The organism is Bacillus cereus group sp. BfR-BA-01524 (assembly GCF_022662595.1).
GTDB classification, from domain to species: domain Bacteria; phylum Bacillota; class Bacilli; order Bacillales; family Bacillaceae_G; genus Bacillus_A; species Bacillus_A thuringiensis_S.
In genome coordinates this window covers 1-14,447 of record NZ_JAKUDW010000034.1, presented here as the reverse complement: position 1 = coordinate 14,447, position 14,447 = coordinate 1, and the positions used below count along the sequence as shown (strand labels likewise).

The following is a 14,447-nucleotide window of genomic DNA, read 5'->3' as shown; positions in this document are numbered from 1 at the left end:
AATAAATATGCAAAAATGATTGCAGGGGGTAAGGAATTGTTTAAGGATTTTAAAGTTGTTAAAGATCGTCCCGTTTATATTCAATTGAAAGATTATTTGAAGAAGATGATTATGAAAGGGCATTTGCTCGGGGATCAAAAAATCCCATCAACAAGGGAACTAAGTGAATTACTAAGTGTGAGTAGAAACACTGTACTCGCTGCTTATGCAGATTTAGAGCAAGAAGGACTCATTTATGCAGTTAAAGGAAAAGGGAACTTTGTTGCGAAGGTGGATATATCTAACACTTCGTCAGTTGAAATAGATTGGAAAAATAAACTTAATACAGTGACCGCATTAGCGGATGAATTAGATTTAATGAAACATGGTGTTCGTTGGGAAAAGGGAATGATTGTTTTTAATAGTATAGCCCCGGATGAGAAGCTATTTGATGTTGAAAATTTCAAAAGAGCTTTTCTTACTCGTATGTCCATTGAAGGGGACATCGTATTGAACTACGGATATGCAAAAGGATATAGACCATTAATGAATTACTTACTTCATTACATGGAAATGAAAGGTGTAGACATTTCTAATAAAGATATTCTAATTACAAATGGATTTACAGAAGGATTGGATATTGTACTCTCTTCTTTATCAAAAAAATCCGGTCGTGTCATTTGTGAGAATCCAACTCATCACGCTGCACTAAAGCTGTTCCGCTTACATGGCCTTGAAGTTCATGGGATTGATATGAATGAGGATGGTATTGATACGAATGAAGTTGAAAAAAGCTTGCGTGAAAAAGATTTTGATTTTGCATATTTAATTCCTTCTTATCATAATCCAACTGGTATTGTTACGAGTTCAGAGAAAAGAACGGAATTGATGAGATTATTCTCAAAATACAAGGTTCCTATTATAGAGGACGGATTTAATGAAGAATTACGTTATTCAGGTTCACATTTAGCTCCATTATTAACGTTTGCTGGAGCTGGCAATAATGTGATTTATATTAGCAGCTTTTCAAAGGTACTTTTCCCTGGTTTACGTGTAGGCTGGATTATTGCAGATAAAGAGCTGATTCATTATTTAGAAAGCGTAAAAAGAGCAAGAACGATTCACACATCTACGTTAGATCAAGCTGTTCTGTTTCAATATTTACATGAGGGATATTTTGAAAAATATTTAAAAAAGGCAAGATCTGTTTATAAGAAAAAATATGATTTAGCTGTCGGGGCATGTAACCAGTACATTCCTTTCAAAAGAATGACTGGAGATGGTGGACTTCATTTATTTATAGAGCTAGAAGAGCATATGAATGCTCGCACACTTTTACAAAAGTGTTATGAGAAAGGCGTTACGTTTTCACCTGGAGATGTTTTTTACTCTGGTGAAGAAGGAGCGAATACTTTCCGATTAGGATTTTCACGCTTGAAAGAAGAAGAAATAGTTCGGGGAATCAAAATAATTGGTGATACAATAAAAAATGAAATTTGGAGTTGAGGAAATGAGAATTGGCGTTATTATGGGCGGGGTATCGTCTGAAAAGCAAGTATCAATTATGACTGGAAATGAAATGATCGCACATTTAGATAAAAGTAAGTATGAAATAGTTCCAATTATATTAAACGAAAAAATGGATTTAATTGAAAAAGCGAAAGACATTGATTTTGCATTGCTCGCGTTACATGGAAAATACGGAGAAGATGGGACAGTTCAAGGAACACTGGAGAGTTTAGGGATTCCTTATAGCGGAAGCAATATGTTATCTAGTAGTATATGTATGGATAAAAATATTTCGAAAAAGATTTTACGTTATGAAGGTGTAGAAACACCAGATTGGATTGAACTTACAAAAATGGAGGATCTAAAGCTTGATGAGTTAGATAAGTTAGGATTTCCATTAGTGGTAAAACCAAACTCTGGCGGATCGAGTGTCGGGGTAAAAATCGTTTACAATAAAAATGAATTGATCTCAATGCTAGAAACTGTATTCGAATGGGATTCTGAAGTAGTAATTGAGAAGTATATAAAAGGTGATGAAATTACATGTTCCATTCTGGATGGAAAACAGTTACCTATAGTTTCAATTCGACATGCAGCCGAGTTCTTTGATTACAATGCAAAATATGATGATACTAGTACAGTTGAGGAAGTTATCGAACTTCCAGCGGAAATTAATGAACGTGTAAATAAAGCGTCACTGGCTTGTTATAAAGCATTAAAATGTAGTGTTTATGCAAGAGTTGATATGATGGTGAAGGACGGAATTCCATATGTAATGGAAATTAATACATTACCAGGGATGACACAATCAAGTTTATTGCCAAAAAGTGCAGAAGCAGCGGGAATTAGTTATAGTAAACTATTAGATATGATTATTGAAACATCATTAAAAGTGAGAAAAGAAGAAGGTTTTTAAGATAGTTATATAACGAATTATTTTGACAGTTTCACGAAGTATGCTATGATGAATACATTATAAAAACAAAATATTTATCCACTAGGGGGGCCTTTTATAGGCTGAGATCAAATGTGATTTTGAGACTCTTAGTACCTGATCTGGTTAATGCCAGCGTAGGGAAGTGGGAAAGACGTTGCTATTTAATGAGTAAATAAATACTGTCAATTTCACTTTCTTTACGCCTGTAAAGAAAGTTTTTTTATTTTACAGCTTTAATAATTGTGGATAAATACTTATATTTTATACATTATTGGAGGGATTTAAATGACTTTTTCACAATCATTACGTAAAGAAGTAGATTCAATTTGGGAAGCGAGTTTTAACCATCCTTTTGTAAAAAAACTTGGTGAAGGAACGTTAGATTTAGCTAGTTTTCGCTATTATGTGCTTCAAGATTCATATTATTTGAGTCATTTTGCTAGAGTACAAACTTTAGGAGCTGCAAAAGCTCTTGAATTAGAGACGACAGCTCGTATGGCACATCATGCTCAAAATACATATGAGGCCGAGTTATCTTTACATGAGAATTTTGCTAAAAAGCTAGGGATAACAAAAGAAGAAAAAGATAATTTTATTCCTGCGCCAACTGCATATGCGTATACTTCACATATGTATCGTGCTGCGTATGAAGGACATTTAGGAGATATTATTGCAGCAATTTTACCTTGCTATTGGTTGTATTATGAAATTGGCGAACGCTTAAAAGAGTGTCAGCCGGAAGAGCCAATTTATAACGAATGGATTTCTGCTTATGGATCTGATTGGTTCCGTACGCTAGTTGAAGAACAAATTACACGTTTAGATACTATCGCTGAAAAAGTAACAGAGGCAGACCGCAAGCGTATGAAACAGCATTTTATTATTAGCAGTCAATATGAATATTCATTTTGGGAAATGGCTTATACATTAGAAAAGTGGCCAGTGGATACAGACGTAAAAGACGTAATTGGATAAAGAATAGAAGTAATGTTATAGATAGGTATGGATCATACCTGTCTATATATTTTTTCTTATCAAATTTGTGCAAAGTCGATAGTGCTGAGGAAATGGTGAAATGGCATATCGATAAGTTAACTAGTTTAATTGTCTACGCATTAAATGGATAAACTACTGTCACATATATTTTACAATAAAACGGATATGTTACTAAGCTAACTTCAGATGCACAACGTAATGAGATGAAATTTTACCTTGAACGTAAAGCTTGGAGGTATGAAGTTAAATAAGAAAAGAAACCCGCACTGTTAGCTGTAACGGAGTTGTTTTTTCTTTGCAGGAATTTCTAAATTACCATGAAGTGCTGTTAACACAATATGCAAATATGCATATTGTGTTTTTTGAGTTCTTTTTGTGTTAAAATCAAATATAGAGATATATAAATATAAAGAAGTAAAAGCAGGAATATCCAATGAATTTTGAGAGGTGTTATATGTTTACAAATAAGAAATTAATTCGATTTGGTTTATCGTTGTTTGTATTTTTAGGAATCATTAATTTTACAATAAGCTATTTCCAAACATATCTTGAAACAGCAGCAGATATTAAATGGGTAATTCCGGGGATTTGGCAAACTATTTTAATAGATGTTCCTCAAGGTATACTTGTTCTTTTAGGCGCAATTGCTTTATATGATTTCACAAAAGAGGCATCACAAAAAGACGCATCAATCTAAATGCGTCTTTTTTCAATTAGCAATTTCATAGAGAGTTTTGCTAAAGAAATAGAATGAAAAGCCCTAATTAGGGCTTTTTTCTTTGTAGGAATTTCTTATCCGTCATAGAAACCGGTCACTAGGAAATGTTATAGCGAAACGCATTTACAGTACAGAAAAATCTAAGTGACAGACGGAAATATATAGGATATGGCGCCATAATTATTGAGAAATTAATTGAATTTAGTAAGTATGAAGATATGACGCTAGAATTCATATTTTTTAATTTTTATTTATCCCGCATTAACGGGTAGTAAGCCCCCCGCCTCAAAATTCAGCGGAAGCAAAGAAGTTAGGTGGCGGTCGGACTGTCCGTAAAAGCCCGATTGGTGAGGGCTAATAATCAGTGGGGGATGAGCTAATCCCCCACTGATTAAAGTTTCACTTTATAAAAATGAGCCCATAGTAAAAATAGGTATATGAACAAGGTGCATCATTTAATGATAAGTCATACTTTGTTGGTGTACGTATTGAACTTAGTTTATAGTGCTATTCCTACTTAGATGTAACGAACAGAAACATAGGGAAGCATCGATGAGGTTGTATTTTATAAATGGAGGTTATGAAAATGAATCAGTTTCAACAAGAACTACAAGCGTTAAGTCTTAATGATTACCGATCTGGAAATATTGTCTATTGGGACCAGCAAAATCAATATCCATATTACTATATTGAAGATGCTGCTCGTCGCTGTGGCGGTTGTGGTCGTTGTGGTGGTTGTGGTGGAGGTCGTTGTGGCGGATTTCGTTGTGGTGGATTCCGTTGTATTGGTTGCTTCGGGTGTTTTGGTTGCGGAGGTTGCGGAGGTTGTGGCGGCTGTGGTGGTTGCTCTAACTGTTTTGATGGTTTTAGTGGTACTACTGATACTACTGGTACTATTATAACGTATGAATATTGATTGCATTTATCCTACTATTTGCAGGGCAGTAAGACCCTAAAAAAATTCAGCGGGAGCAAAGAGAAGTTAGGTGGCGGACTACCCATAAAAGCCCAATTGGTGAGGGCTAATTAAAGTTTCACCTTATCAATTAAAAAACATTAGTTTTATATATGTACGTGCCGACAAAGAATATAGCCATTAATAATGGATATATTCAATCATTCAAGTGAAAGAGTAACAATAAGATATATAGGTGTAATCAAGAGGTGATGGATAAAGCAATGACTAGATTTAAAATCTAATCATTGCTTTTTTCTTATGGTTTTATCGTCAAATATCTGTCTGGTTTAGGGATTGATTTCTTCTAGCTAATGAATTTATTACAACTTTGTAAGGTTAATGTAATGTTAATCGATAGTAAATGAAGATGCTTGAGTGTAATTTAAATAAGATTAAAAAGTACTGTTTATCTATAAAATAATCGGGTAAATAATATGTAATTAGGAAGTGTATGAATATGATTGAACTAAAATCTATTATCCATTCGTATAAACGAAAGAGAAAAATAGCTAAAGATTTATACGGAAAAAGAGATGAATTGACACTGTTATTAAATGAATTTAATAAAATGAAATGTACAGTAACATCTGAAAAGAAGAAAAGCAATATATTATCTCGTTTGCAACTAATTTATCAAAATATGAAATTAGATAAGCAGTATCCTCTATCAGTTGCTTTTGATAGTAAATTATTGGAGCGATTAGAAAAAGAACCTCTACATACTATTGAGGATGGTGTAACATGTTTACATCTAATGTTAGATGTGAATTATGAGAAAATAAAACAATATGGTTCGAGTACAAGTAGGTCATTTGTTCCATTATCGCAGTCTTCTGTTTGTCTTGCTGATTGTATTTGTTTAACAGGAGTTGTAGTAGGTTTACTAGGAGCAATTTCATTTGGAGGATTACTGTTATCTATATGTTCAATTACATAACGGTTTATATTTGTAAAAAGGGCACCGAATTAAGGTGTTCTTTTTTGGTTTTTTTGTAAAGATATTGTAAATGATAAGTACAATGCATTATGTGTAATGTATAATTCGAATGTATCGAAATTCAAATATAATAGAGGTGTTATACATGATAATTACTTTGAATTTTTAAAAGAGTCGGTTTGATAATGATTTATGTAGATAAACAGTTTTTACGTTTCTTTTAAATACTTTGTTTAAATGGATTAGATTAAGTAACTATTTCTAGCTTTTTGATAATCAAGACAACTTAAGAAAGGAAGGAATCATTTTATGAAAAAATTAAGGCTGCTAACATTTGAAAATATAGTAGAACCTCTATTAAATGAAAAGGTATCATTTATATACTTTCCTATTGAATGGCTGGACATCGTAGAGATACATTATAAGACGTTTTTATTAACGAGTAAGTTGAAACGTTTGAATGAAAGATTGTATGATATGTTTTCGGATATATTGTTTATTCAGCATAATCCGTACGTATTAAATGAAAATACACCATGGATTGTATCGAAAGAACCTATTAGACAAGAACAGCTCGATTATATTTTTCAAAGTTGGTATGAGATTATTCATGATTGGAAACCAAATCAATTAGTTGAGCCACCAAAATATGAATGGCAATCCGATTTGATTTCTAATTTGCCAGTACTACATGATATTGAAACGTATTCTAAGTGGGGGCCCGCTTTAATCTCACATATTTTTTGCGAGCGTCTTATATATTTAGAAAATACAAATGAAGAAGAGATCTATTTTTCTCCTCTTAGATCACAAAATATTTGTGAGGCGATGTCAGGACCGATAAAAGATGAAAAAACACAAGATTTTTTCTCCTATGTATATCGATTCGAATGCATAAGCCGTGGTGGTGAGAACGCTCCATTATTAAATATTTCAATAGGAATTCGGAGATTCTATCAAGAATATAAGATGTTGGGTCAAACAAACCTTGATATAATAACGTTTGTTTGACTTATTTTTATAAAATGCAAACATTTTGCAAACATAAGTTATCCAAAGATACTTTTACCGAAGTTTTTAACAGCTTCTTCTTGCATATTCGGTAAAACATGAGAATAGACACTTAATGTCATTGAAATATCTGTATGACCTAATCGCTCACTGATGATTTTAGGGTTAACTCCTTGTTTCAATAGTAGAGTTGCGTGTGTATGTCTTAAATCATGGAATTTAATTTCTTTTATACCTACTTTGTGTGTCATCCTAATGAAACTTTTTCTGAAATGTGCTCTTTTTATGATTCTTCCAAACTCATTACAATTTATTAAATCTTGATCTAGATAAGCAGAACCAAACCTTAATTTCTCTTTATTGATTAAAATTTTATGTTTTTTTAAGGCTGCTATTGTTTCGTTAGGTACAGGAATTGTGCGTTTTGATGAATTTGTTTTTGCAGTTTTTTTGATTTTATTGTCATGACCAGATGTTTGATTTATTGTAACAGTATGTTTTTCAAAATCAATGTCCTGCCATCGTAAACCTAGAACTTCTCCCAGACGCATACCTGTAGTTATTGCAAGTAGATACCCAATGTGATATCGTGATTCTTGTGAATGAGCTAAAAACTTTTTTACTTCTTCCTCTGTCCAAGTCTGGATAGGGGTTTTTTCTTTTTTAGGTATCTCAGCAAAATCTGCTGGATTTCGAGAAATAATATTTTGTTTTACGGCTAGGTTTAAAGCGCTCTTTAAAATTCTATGCATAAGCAGAATAGAATTGTTTGCAATCCCTTTATCTATCGCAGCCTTATAGCATTTTTGAATGTGCATAACATTTAATTTATGGAGCGCGACCATTCCTATACTAGGTATAACATGTTGGTTGATAAATGCCTTATAGCCAGCAAAAGTGCTCTTTTCTATGCTCATACTTTTAATTTCTAGCCAATGATTTAGGTAATCTTTTAGCGTAACTTTAGATGGCTCTATAAAAGTTCCTTCATTCAACTCTGTAATCTTCTTTGCTACATCTGCCTGTGCTTCTTTTTTTGTCTTATATCCAGAAAACCACTTCTGTCTTCTTTTCCCTGTCTCTGGATCAGGACCGATATCAATAACGATGCAATATTTATTTCCTCTTTTTCGAATATGTCCTTTCACTTAAAACACTCCTTCATTTTATTTTGAATCATGTTGTATAAGTCTAGTTGTAATTTTGCTGCTATGAAAATTACATGTTTGGACATATCAGCGATAGATACATTTTACCATATATGAACAAATTCAGTTATAGGGTATGATTGTAAGATAATACTAATTTTATCTTTACAATATACAGAAAATTCGGTAATATAATCAATGGAATTATAAAGGGGTTCAAGGGGAGGAAGAAAGATGAAAAAGTTATTAGTAGTATTTTTTGCACTAGCATTAGCATTTACGGCTATTGGTTCTACACCAGCTATGGCAGCGGGGAATTCTGATGCAAGAATTGTATCTTATGTCGGAGTACTACAAAACTATATTTATGGTAAAAAGCCACTATTCAATAGTCCAAGTGATCCAACAGTAGTGGGATATGTAGCTAATCAATATGTAACAATAAAGCAACCATGGTTTATTGTTAATACATCTTTAGGGGAAAAATGGATGGGATTCAATCAATCGGAAGCTTCACTATGGCGTGATTTTGATGCAGGTGCGGGACGTTTATATGTATCAGGAAAAGTGGCTATACGCAATGATCCGGGCTCTCAACCAGTAGGTTATGTTGCTAATCAAAACGTTACAGTAAAACAAGCTTGGTATTTAATTAATACATCTTTAGGACAAAAATGGATAGGTTATAATTTGTAAAAAAGTGCTCATTATGAGTGCTTTTTTATTTATATATATAAGTCTAGTTGTAATGTTGTTGCTATGAAAATTACATGTTTGGACATATCAGCGATGGATACATTTTATCATATATGAATAATTTCAGTTATAGGATGTGATTGTCAGACCTTTTTAAATGATAGTAAAGTTTATATTTTAAAAAACCAGCCAATAACTTATAATCGATATAAATAGATTTAATTTATAAAATTAATTAGTGAAAGGAGGAATCTCTAAAATTCTCTTATAAACATAAGAGGGTGGTTAGAGAGAAAACATATGTTAGCAAAAATCAATAAATTTATGTTTGATTTACCTGTAGTTTGGTTTATATTACTAATCTTATTAGGTTCATTTTTATTTGCTATGCCATTAGATTTATTCTTACCTGAAATAGAGAAAAATCCAATAATGGAACAGCCTATTATTATTGAAATTTTAGCAGGAATAGTTGCAGCACCTATATATGAAACAATAGTTTTTCAGGTGTTTTTATTCTGGATATTGAGTTTTATTCCTTTTATCAGGGATTATGATTATCTTGTTATCTTAATAGCATCGATTATATTTGGTTTAAATCATTCATTTGGAATTACTTATATCGTTGCTACAACAATAATTGGACTTTTCTATAATTATGCTTATTGGGTATATCATAAAAAAAATGAAAAAAATCAAGTTACAATATCTGCTTTTTGGGTTGTTTGTTGGATTCACTTTTTACATAACTCTATTGCTTTTATTGGGTCACATTTGTAAGTTTTTTAACGATAGATTAGTTTAACAAAACCTGTTCGGTTCTAATTGAATATAAGAAAACATAAGTAGGTATTAAAGAATATTAGTTAATTTACTAGAATGGCGAATTGAGGTTCTTTTAGTTTATTTCTTAACAAAAGAACCTTTGGGGATCTATATTAATACATAATAAAAAACCACTCATTTGAGTGGTTTTTTATTTATAGTAAATGCATACATAATGGGAACTTTTGTATGAATAATTTTGTAAACACAAAAGTCGTATATATATCATTTATCAAATGCAATATTGCATAATTTTTTTCAGTGTCTAAAAAACTAGGCGTATATTAATTTTATCAACTTTCTCAAGTATTTTCAGAATATGAGAGAATGGATGTTTGGGTTATTTGTGATAGAATATTCTTAATAATATAATTTGACGGAACGAAAAAGACCCATAGCGTGTGTAATTGTGCTGGGAACACTTTTACACCGTTTGCCCTAATTGTAGTAGGGAAAACATTTGCCATGAGCCTTTCAGTTACGACTATGCGTAACATATATGGCTAGTATAACACAGCCTTTAGATGTAATTCATCATTAAGGTGCGTTTTCATGATAGGGAAGTGTGTCTTGTTCCAATAAGGGGGACAAAACATGTGGAAAGCTCTAAATCAAATTGAAAAAGAGTTATGTGCAGCTGGAATAAGGAAAAATAAACTAGCAAATTATTGGGGAGTTAAACCAAGTACTGTTACAAAAATTTTTAAAGGTAACACAGACATGAGTTTTGGTTTTCTTTCCAAAACAGTCATCCTATTAAACAAAGGCATACAGGTTCAAGAAAATCTATTAATGGATTATATATATGTAACGAAACCAAAATCAGAAAACTTACGTGAGGCAATGGAAGATTTAGCTTTAAGAGGAAAGTTTAATCTATTAATTAATATTATAAATAGTGAATTACAATCAAAGGTAGCAGAAAATAGAGAATTTGCTAATGTGTATCGAATTATATATAAACGATATATAGGTGAAATTGATGCTGCACAGTACCATAAGGCATTAAGCTTGGAAAGTAAATCAATAAGAACATTAGAGATGGAAGTGTTAATTGAAATTCTATTATGTCAAGCGCAATATCAATCGGGTAACTTTACTTCTTTAATTGAGCGATTAAAATCTCTTGAAATAAAAATAAATAAAATAAGTAATAGGTACATTCGAGAATGTTATAAATTACGATATAAAGAAGCAATTGTCGTTACTTCGTTGCAGGGTGGTGAAGTCATTGAAGCAAGGGATGTTAGTATGGAACTATTAGATGACCTTGAATGGGATAACTTTTTTTCTTTTCCAAAAGTAAATGCATATTTAAAGTTAGGTGAATCGTATATTTTTTCAGCGAATGAATATGAGAGATCAAGATATTATTTGGAAAAGACTCTAGAAGTGATAGGGGTTAGTAAGACTAATGGAATTGAGAAAAAAAGAAAAATGGTACAACATACATTATCATTTCTAAAGATTCATCATGATAAAGAAATTAGTAGCTTAGATGTTGTTCATTCAGGTGAACTAGCATATTTAAAGATTAAACAAGGTAACAGAATGGAGGCGAGAAAACTATTGAATCAATTAAAAGAGAAGAATGGAAGTTTAACAGATATACAGACTGCATATTTAGCTTTAACATATGAAGGTACTAAAAAAGAAGAGTTAATGAAACGTTCTCTTTTGATGTGTCAAAAGTCAGGGAATATATTTTATTCGAGTTTACCAAAAATACACTTGGGTTTAATTTGAATAATTGGTATAATTGTCTTCGGAAAGAGGTGAAATAATGAAAAAAATAATTAAAATCATTCCTGCAATATTAATAGCTGCTACATTATTCATTAACACTGATTCTATAAAAGAAAAACCTAGTACAAATGATTCAAAACCTACAGTTCAACAAATGATGGTTGACCCTGGTGGCGGTTGGTAAAATACATAATCAAAGTTTATATATATAACAAATGACATCGTCTTAATTGACGATGTCATTTGTAGTTTTGGGAGAAATTTCTTTTTTTACTGAAAGAAGAAAAAAGAAATTTTTGTAAAAAAATACAAAAACACAAAGAGGGAGATAGAAGAAGATGAATAGCAAAGAAGGGGAAGTTAATCTAATTAAACAAGCTTTATTACTTTTGCAAGGAGAGGATGATCCGAAAGAGGCATTATTTTCTATCTGTTTGAGTGAACCAAAAAAAGAAAAAGTTATGTAAAAAAGACTATCTAACTTTTTGATAGTCTTTTTACACTACATATTTCCTTTAGATTTCTCGTAGTTCACAAACATCTCTAATTGTTCTAATGCTTTTTTTCGTTGTTCTTCAGGTAAGTCATTAATGATTTGAAGAATTTCGTGTGCTTCTTTTGTTAGCTGTAAATCTTGGCCTGCTGTTAAATCTGGTGAATCAGATAAACCTAACAAATAATCTGTTGTTACTTTTAAATAATTTGCTATCTTCTGAAGTGTACGTGTACCGGGTGCTTTTTTCCCCTCGACATAATTATAAACAGAAACATGACTAACACCAATTACATCGGCTAACTGCTGTTGGGTGATGCTCTTCTTTTCAATTAATGATTTTAACCTCTCATGACTAAACATAATAAAAAACACCCCAAGTTTATTTTATATGAAATTATTTTTTAAATTACTATTATGGTGTCACACTGTCATTATATATTAACTATCAGTTAAGTGGAAAGGTAATTTTTTTGAAAAAGTTTTGGGAAATGCTTGAACTTAACCTTAGGTTAAGTTATTATGTAAATAACAACAAAAACGGAAGAGAGGAGTTGTTTATGAAAACTCTAAAACAGCTACGTGTAGAACAGGGATATACATGTAGGGAAGTAGCTGAAGCCGTGGGCATTACTGAAGTTTATTATTGGTATATTGAAAACGGGAAGCGTCGACCTTATTATGACTTAATTGTAAAAATTGCTGAGTTTTTTAAAGTGAAGCTAGATGCAATTGAAATTTTTTGCCCATAACTTAACTATAAGTTAAGTTATGTTTGGTTAAGTAAATTAGAAAGGAGCAAAACAAAATGGGATTAGATCAAATCATTAAAGAGTCAATCCGCGAAGTTGTTCGAGAAGAAATTCAAGCAGCTTTAGCTTCATTCCAACAACAATCACAACCAAACAAGGTAATGCGAGTGAAGGAAGCAGCAGCTTTCTTAAACATAGCGGTTTGTAGGATGTATGAATTAGCAAATCATCCTAAGTTTCCAGTGATAAGAGAAGGGCGTAAACTACTTTTTCTACAAAAAGATTTGGAAGCATGGTTAGAAGCACAAAAGGAGGTGATCTAGTGGAAGATATAACATCATTAGCAGTATTCGCAATGTTTATCACGTGCAGTGCATGGCTACTTTACATTACTTACGAACCAATAAAACGATGGGCTTGGAGTGACGTAAAACAAAACAAAAAGACCCATGGCAGTGGGTCCTTTAAGAAAAACAAGTTGTTATAAGTATACCACGGAAAGTAGGGGAATAGTACATGGATTTAATTGAATATCAAGTGCTATTACCTAATAAGTTCTGGGACTTAGCAGAGAGCAAGGATGAATTAAAAAAGATGATTAAACGGTATTTCAAAGTTGGTTATCCGCATTATGAAATTCAACGAATTATCCAAAGTGGACAAGTATATGTGGCGGTTTGTATAAGGAGGTAAATATTTATGTCAAACATAGTAACTGAAATTGGTGGGTTAAATTTCAAAGGTAATGTGGTAGATCATGAATGGTTTAATTACATCACTTTTAGTAATGGTAAACCTCATATTGTAGCGATTATGGTTTTGAGTGAAATTGTTTATTGGTATCGCCCTACAGTTATTCGAAATGAAATAGATGGGAAAGTAACTTACAAGAAAAAATTCAAAGCAGACAAGTTACAAAAAAATTATCAACAGTTAGCCGATACTTTTGGATTTACAAAATTACAAGTGAAAAGAGCATGTGATTTATTAACGGATATGCTACTAATAAAAATCGAGTTTAGGACTATCAACGCCGATGGAAAGATTTTGAATAACGTAATGTTTGTGGAGCCTGTACCAGCAGAAATAAAGAAAATTTCTAGTATGTATCAGCAAATAGAGGAAGGCCCTGGTTACTTAGAAGTAAATAGGGTGGTTACTTCTAAATCAAGACCCTCCTCACTTACAAGTAAGGAGTCTCCTAATTTCAAAGTAAAGACAAATACAGAGATTACTACAAAGATTACTACAGAGAATGTAAGTAGTAGCATCTTCTCTTTCTACGAAAATAATTTCGGTATTTTAAATTCATTCATAGCCGAAAGTATTTCGCAATGGGTAAACGATACTAGCGAAGAACTTGTACAAGCAGCTATGGAGCGTGCTTTGAAACAGCAGAAGAAATGGAATTATGCTGAAGGGATTTTAAAACAGTGGGTTAACAAAAACATTCGTACTTTAGCTGATGTAAATGCAGCAGAAATAGAGTTTAAGAACAAAGGTGAAAAAGGAGCGAATAGAAATGGCAACACCAATGAAAAAACTGGCGGAATCCCTGGAATCGAAGGTGAATTACCATTCTGATCAATGTATGAATCACTCCTATGTAATAGGTGGACAAACAATCATTAAGCCAATTCAAATGATTATTTATCAAGGAAAACCTGTTTGCCCAAGATGTGTAGTTGAGCAAAACGATAAGGTTTTGGAAGAACAAGCTAACGCTCATTATAAGAAGATTA

Annotated in this window: 18 protein-coding genes, 2 pseudogenes and 1 riboswitch; of the genes and pseudogenes, 18 read left to right on the top strand and 2 right to left on the bottom strand. The window is 32.1% G+C overall.

The window, feature by feature from the left end:
* The first annotated feature begins 36 nt into the window (after positions 1–36).
* From pdxR to MR170_RS14330, 8 genes and pseudogenes are all read left to right on the top strand, one after another.
* Complete coding sequence (gene pdxR, locus MR170_RS14365; RefSeq protein WP_043937205.1) at positions 37–1,485, top strand: MocR-like pyridoxine biosynthesis transcription factor PdxR; 1,449 nt, start codon at positions 37–39, stop codon at positions 1,483–1,485.
* 4 nt (positions 1,486–1,489) lie between these two features.
* Positions 1,490–2,404 (top strand): D-alanine--D-alanine ligase, encoded by a 915-nt coding sequence (locus MR170_RS14360; RefSeq protein ID WP_029442396.1) that lies wholly within the window; start codon positions 1,490–1,492, stop codon positions 2,402–2,404.
* Positions 2,405–2,477: 73 nt separating this feature from the next.
* Positions 2,478–2,583, top strand: a riboswitch (TPP riboswitch).
* Between the two features lie 127 nt (positions 2,584–2,710).
* Positions 2,711–3,400 carry a thiaminase II gene (gene tenA / locus MR170_RS14355; protein ID WP_000144509.1) on the top strand — a complete coding sequence of 230 codons (690 nt, stop codon included), beginning with the start codon at positions 2,711–2,713 and terminating at the stop codon, positions 3,398–3,400.
* 454 nt (positions 3,401–3,854) lie between these two features.
* Positions 3,855–4,118, top strand: coding sequence for a DUF3937 family protein (locus MR170_RS14350; RefSeq protein ID WP_029442397.1), 264 nt, complete (start codon positions 3,855–3,857; stop codon positions 4,116–4,118).
* Between the two features lie 607 nt (positions 4,119–4,725).
* Positions 4,726–5,055 (top strand): heterocycloanthracin/sonorensin family bacteriocin, encoded by a 330-nt coding sequence (locus tag MR170_RS14345; RefSeq protein WP_048564718.1) that lies wholly within the window; start codon positions 4,726–4,728, stop codon positions 5,053–5,055.
* Positions 5,056–5,207: 152 nt separating this feature from the next.
* Positions 5,208–5,339 (top strand): annotated as a pseudogene (locus tag MR170_RS14340) (site-specific integrase); the annotation flags it as partial.
* Between the two features lie 209 nt (positions 5,340–5,548).
* Positions 5,549–6,034 carry a hypothetical protein gene (locus tag MR170_RS14335; protein ID WP_016081499.1) on the top strand — a complete coding sequence of 162 codons (486 nt, stop codon included), beginning with the start codon at positions 5,549–5,551 and terminating at the stop codon, positions 6,032–6,034.
* Positions 6,035–6,343: 309 nt separating this feature from the next.
* Positions 6,344–7,045, top strand: coding sequence for a pPIWI_RE module domain-containing protein (locus tag MR170_RS14330; protein WP_242308487.1), 702 nt, complete (start codon positions 6,344–6,346; stop codon positions 7,043–7,045).
* A gap of 38 nt (positions 7,046–7,083) precedes the next feature.
* On the opposite strand, the gene MR170_RS14325 is transcribed toward MR170_RS14330, so the two are convergent.
* Entirely contained in the window at positions 7,084–8,193 is a 1,110-nt protein-coding gene (locus MR170_RS14325; RefSeq protein WP_242308486.1) for a site-specific integrase, read from the bottom strand.
* A 234-nt stretch (positions 8,194–8,427) separates the two neighbouring features.
* Here MR170_RS14325 and MR170_RS14320 point away from each other — a divergent pair, with 234 nt between their 5' ends.
* The 5 genes from MR170_RS14320 to MR170_RS32250 all read left to right on the top strand — a co-directional run bounded on the left by MR170_RS14320 (position 8,428) and on the right by MR170_RS32250 (position 11,927).
* The gene (locus MR170_RS14320) at positions 8,428–8,889 is read left to right on the top strand and encodes a hypothetical protein (protein ID WP_053564400.1); all 462 of its coding nucleotides are present in this window, start codon (positions 8,428–8,430) and stop codon (positions 8,887–8,889) included.
* A gap of 300 nt (positions 8,890–9,189) precedes the next feature.
* Entirely contained in the window at positions 9,190–9,669 is a 480-nt protein-coding gene (locus MR170_RS14315; protein ID WP_242308485.1) for a CPBP family glutamic-type intramembrane protease, read from the top strand.
* Positions 9,670–10,308: 639 nt separating this feature from the next.
* Entirely contained in the window at positions 10,309–11,460 is a 1,152-nt protein-coding gene (locus tag MR170_RS14310; protein ID WP_242308484.1) for an AimR family lysis-lysogeny pheromone receptor, read from the top strand.
* Positions 11,461–11,497: 37 nt separating this feature from the next.
* Positions 11,498–11,644 (top strand): hypothetical protein, encoded by a 147-nt coding sequence (locus MR170_RS14305; protein ID WP_053564397.1) that lies wholly within the window; start codon positions 11,498–11,500, stop codon positions 11,642–11,644.
* 154 nt (positions 11,645–11,798) lie between these two features.
* The gene (locus MR170_RS32250) at positions 11,799–11,927 is read left to right on the top strand and encodes a hypothetical protein (protein ID WP_276575606.1); all 129 of its coding nucleotides are present in this window, start codon (positions 11,799–11,801) and stop codon (positions 11,925–11,927) included.
* 35 nt (positions 11,928–11,962) lie between these two features.
* Here MR170_RS32250 and MR170_RS14300 read toward each other — a convergent pair whose 3' ends face one another.
* The gene (locus MR170_RS14300) at positions 11,963–12,316 is read right to left on the bottom strand and encodes a helix-turn-helix domain-containing protein (protein WP_053564396.1); all 354 of its coding nucleotides are present in this window, start codon (positions 12,314–12,316) and stop codon (positions 11,963–11,965) included.
* Between the two features lie 197 nt (positions 12,317–12,513).
* On the opposite strand from MR170_RS14300, the gene MR170_RS14295 reads away from it, so the two are divergent.
* The 5 genes and pseudogenes from MR170_RS14295 to MR170_RS14275 all read left to right on the top strand — a co-directional run.
* Entirely contained in the window at positions 12,514–12,705 is a 192-nt protein-coding gene (locus tag MR170_RS14295; protein ID WP_053564395.1) for a helix-turn-helix domain-containing protein, read from the top strand.
* 56 nt (positions 12,706–12,761) lie between these two features.
* Positions 12,762–13,028 carry a helix-turn-helix domain-containing protein gene (locus MR170_RS14290; RefSeq protein WP_000522028.1) on the top strand — a complete coding sequence of 89 codons (267 nt, stop codon included), beginning with the start codon at positions 12,762–12,764 and terminating at the stop codon, positions 13,026–13,028.
* A gap of 193 nt (positions 13,029–13,221) precedes the next feature.
* The gene (locus MR170_RS14285) at positions 13,222–13,398 is read left to right on the top strand and encodes a hypothetical protein (RefSeq protein ID WP_242308483.1); all 177 of its coding nucleotides are present in this window, start codon (positions 13,222–13,224) and stop codon (positions 13,396–13,398) included.
* Between the two features lie 6 nt (positions 13,399–13,404).
* Positions 13,405–14,289, top strand: a complete 885-nt coding sequence (locus tag MR170_RS14280; protein ID WP_242308482.1) for a DnaD domain-containing protein — start codon at positions 13,405–13,407, stop codon at positions 14,287–14,289.
* Positions 14,228–14,447, top strand: a pseudogene (locus MR170_RS14275) (ATP-binding protein); the annotation flags it as partial. The gene MR170_RS14280 and the pseudogene MR170_RS14275, both read left to right, overlap by 62 nt.

Coding starts and splice junctions, on each gene's coding strand:
- MR170_RS14320 (WP_053564400.1), top strand. CDS start 8,428: ATGAAAAAGTTATTAGTAGTATTTTTTGCACTAGCATTAGCATTTACG.
- MR170_RS14280 (WP_242308482.1), top strand. CDS start 13,405: ATGTCAAACATAGTAACTGAAATTGGTGGGTTAAATTTCAAAGGTAAT.
- tenA (WP_000144509.1), top strand. CDS start 2,711: ATGACTTTTTCACAATCATTACGTAAAGAAGTAGATTCAATTTGGGAA.
- MR170_RS14335 (WP_016081499.1), top strand. CDS start 5,549: ATGAATATGATTGAACTAAAATCTATTATCCATTCGTATAAACGAAAG.
- MR170_RS32250 (WP_276575606.1), top strand. CDS start 11,799: ATGAATAGCAAAGAAGGGGAAGTTAATCTAATTAAACAAGCTTTATTA.
- MR170_RS14285 (WP_242308483.1), top strand. CDS start 13,222: ATGGATTTAATTGAATATCAAGTGCTATTACCTAATAAGTTCTGGGAC.
- MR170_RS14295 (WP_053564395.1), top strand. CDS start 12,514: ATGAAAACTCTAAAACAGCTACGTGTAGAACAGGGATATACATGTAGG.
- MR170_RS14310 (WP_242308484.1), top strand. CDS start 10,309: ATGTGGAAAGCTCTAAATCAAATTGAAAAAGAGTTATGTGCAGCTGGA.
- MR170_RS14300 (WP_053564396.1), bottom strand. CDS start 12,316: ATGTTTAGTCATGAGAGGTTAAAATCATTAATTGAAAAGAAGAGCATC.
- MR170_RS14345 (WP_048564718.1), top strand. CDS start 4,726: ATGAATCAGTTTCAACAAGAACTACAAGCGTTAAGTCTTAATGATTAC.
- MR170_RS14315 (WP_242308485.1), top strand. CDS start 9,190: ATGTTAGCAAAAATCAATAAATTTATGTTTGATTTACCTGTAGTTTGG.
- MR170_RS14305 (WP_053564397.1), top strand. CDS start 11,498: ATGAAAAAAATAATTAAAATCATTCCTGCAATATTAATAGCTGCTACA.
- MR170_RS14360 (WP_029442396.1), top strand. CDS start 1,490: ATGAGAATTGGCGTTATTATGGGCGGGGTATCGTCTGAAAAGCAAGTA.
- MR170_RS14350 (WP_029442397.1), top strand. CDS start 3,855: ATGAATTTTGAGAGGTGTTATATGTTTACAAATAAGAAATTAATTCGA.
- MR170_RS14290 (WP_000522028.1), top strand. CDS start 12,762: ATGGGATTAGATCAAATCATTAAAGAGTCAATCCGCGAAGTTGTTCGA.
- MR170_RS14330 (WP_242308487.1), top strand. CDS start 6,344: ATGAAAAAATTAAGGCTGCTAACATTTGAAAATATAGTAGAACCTCTA.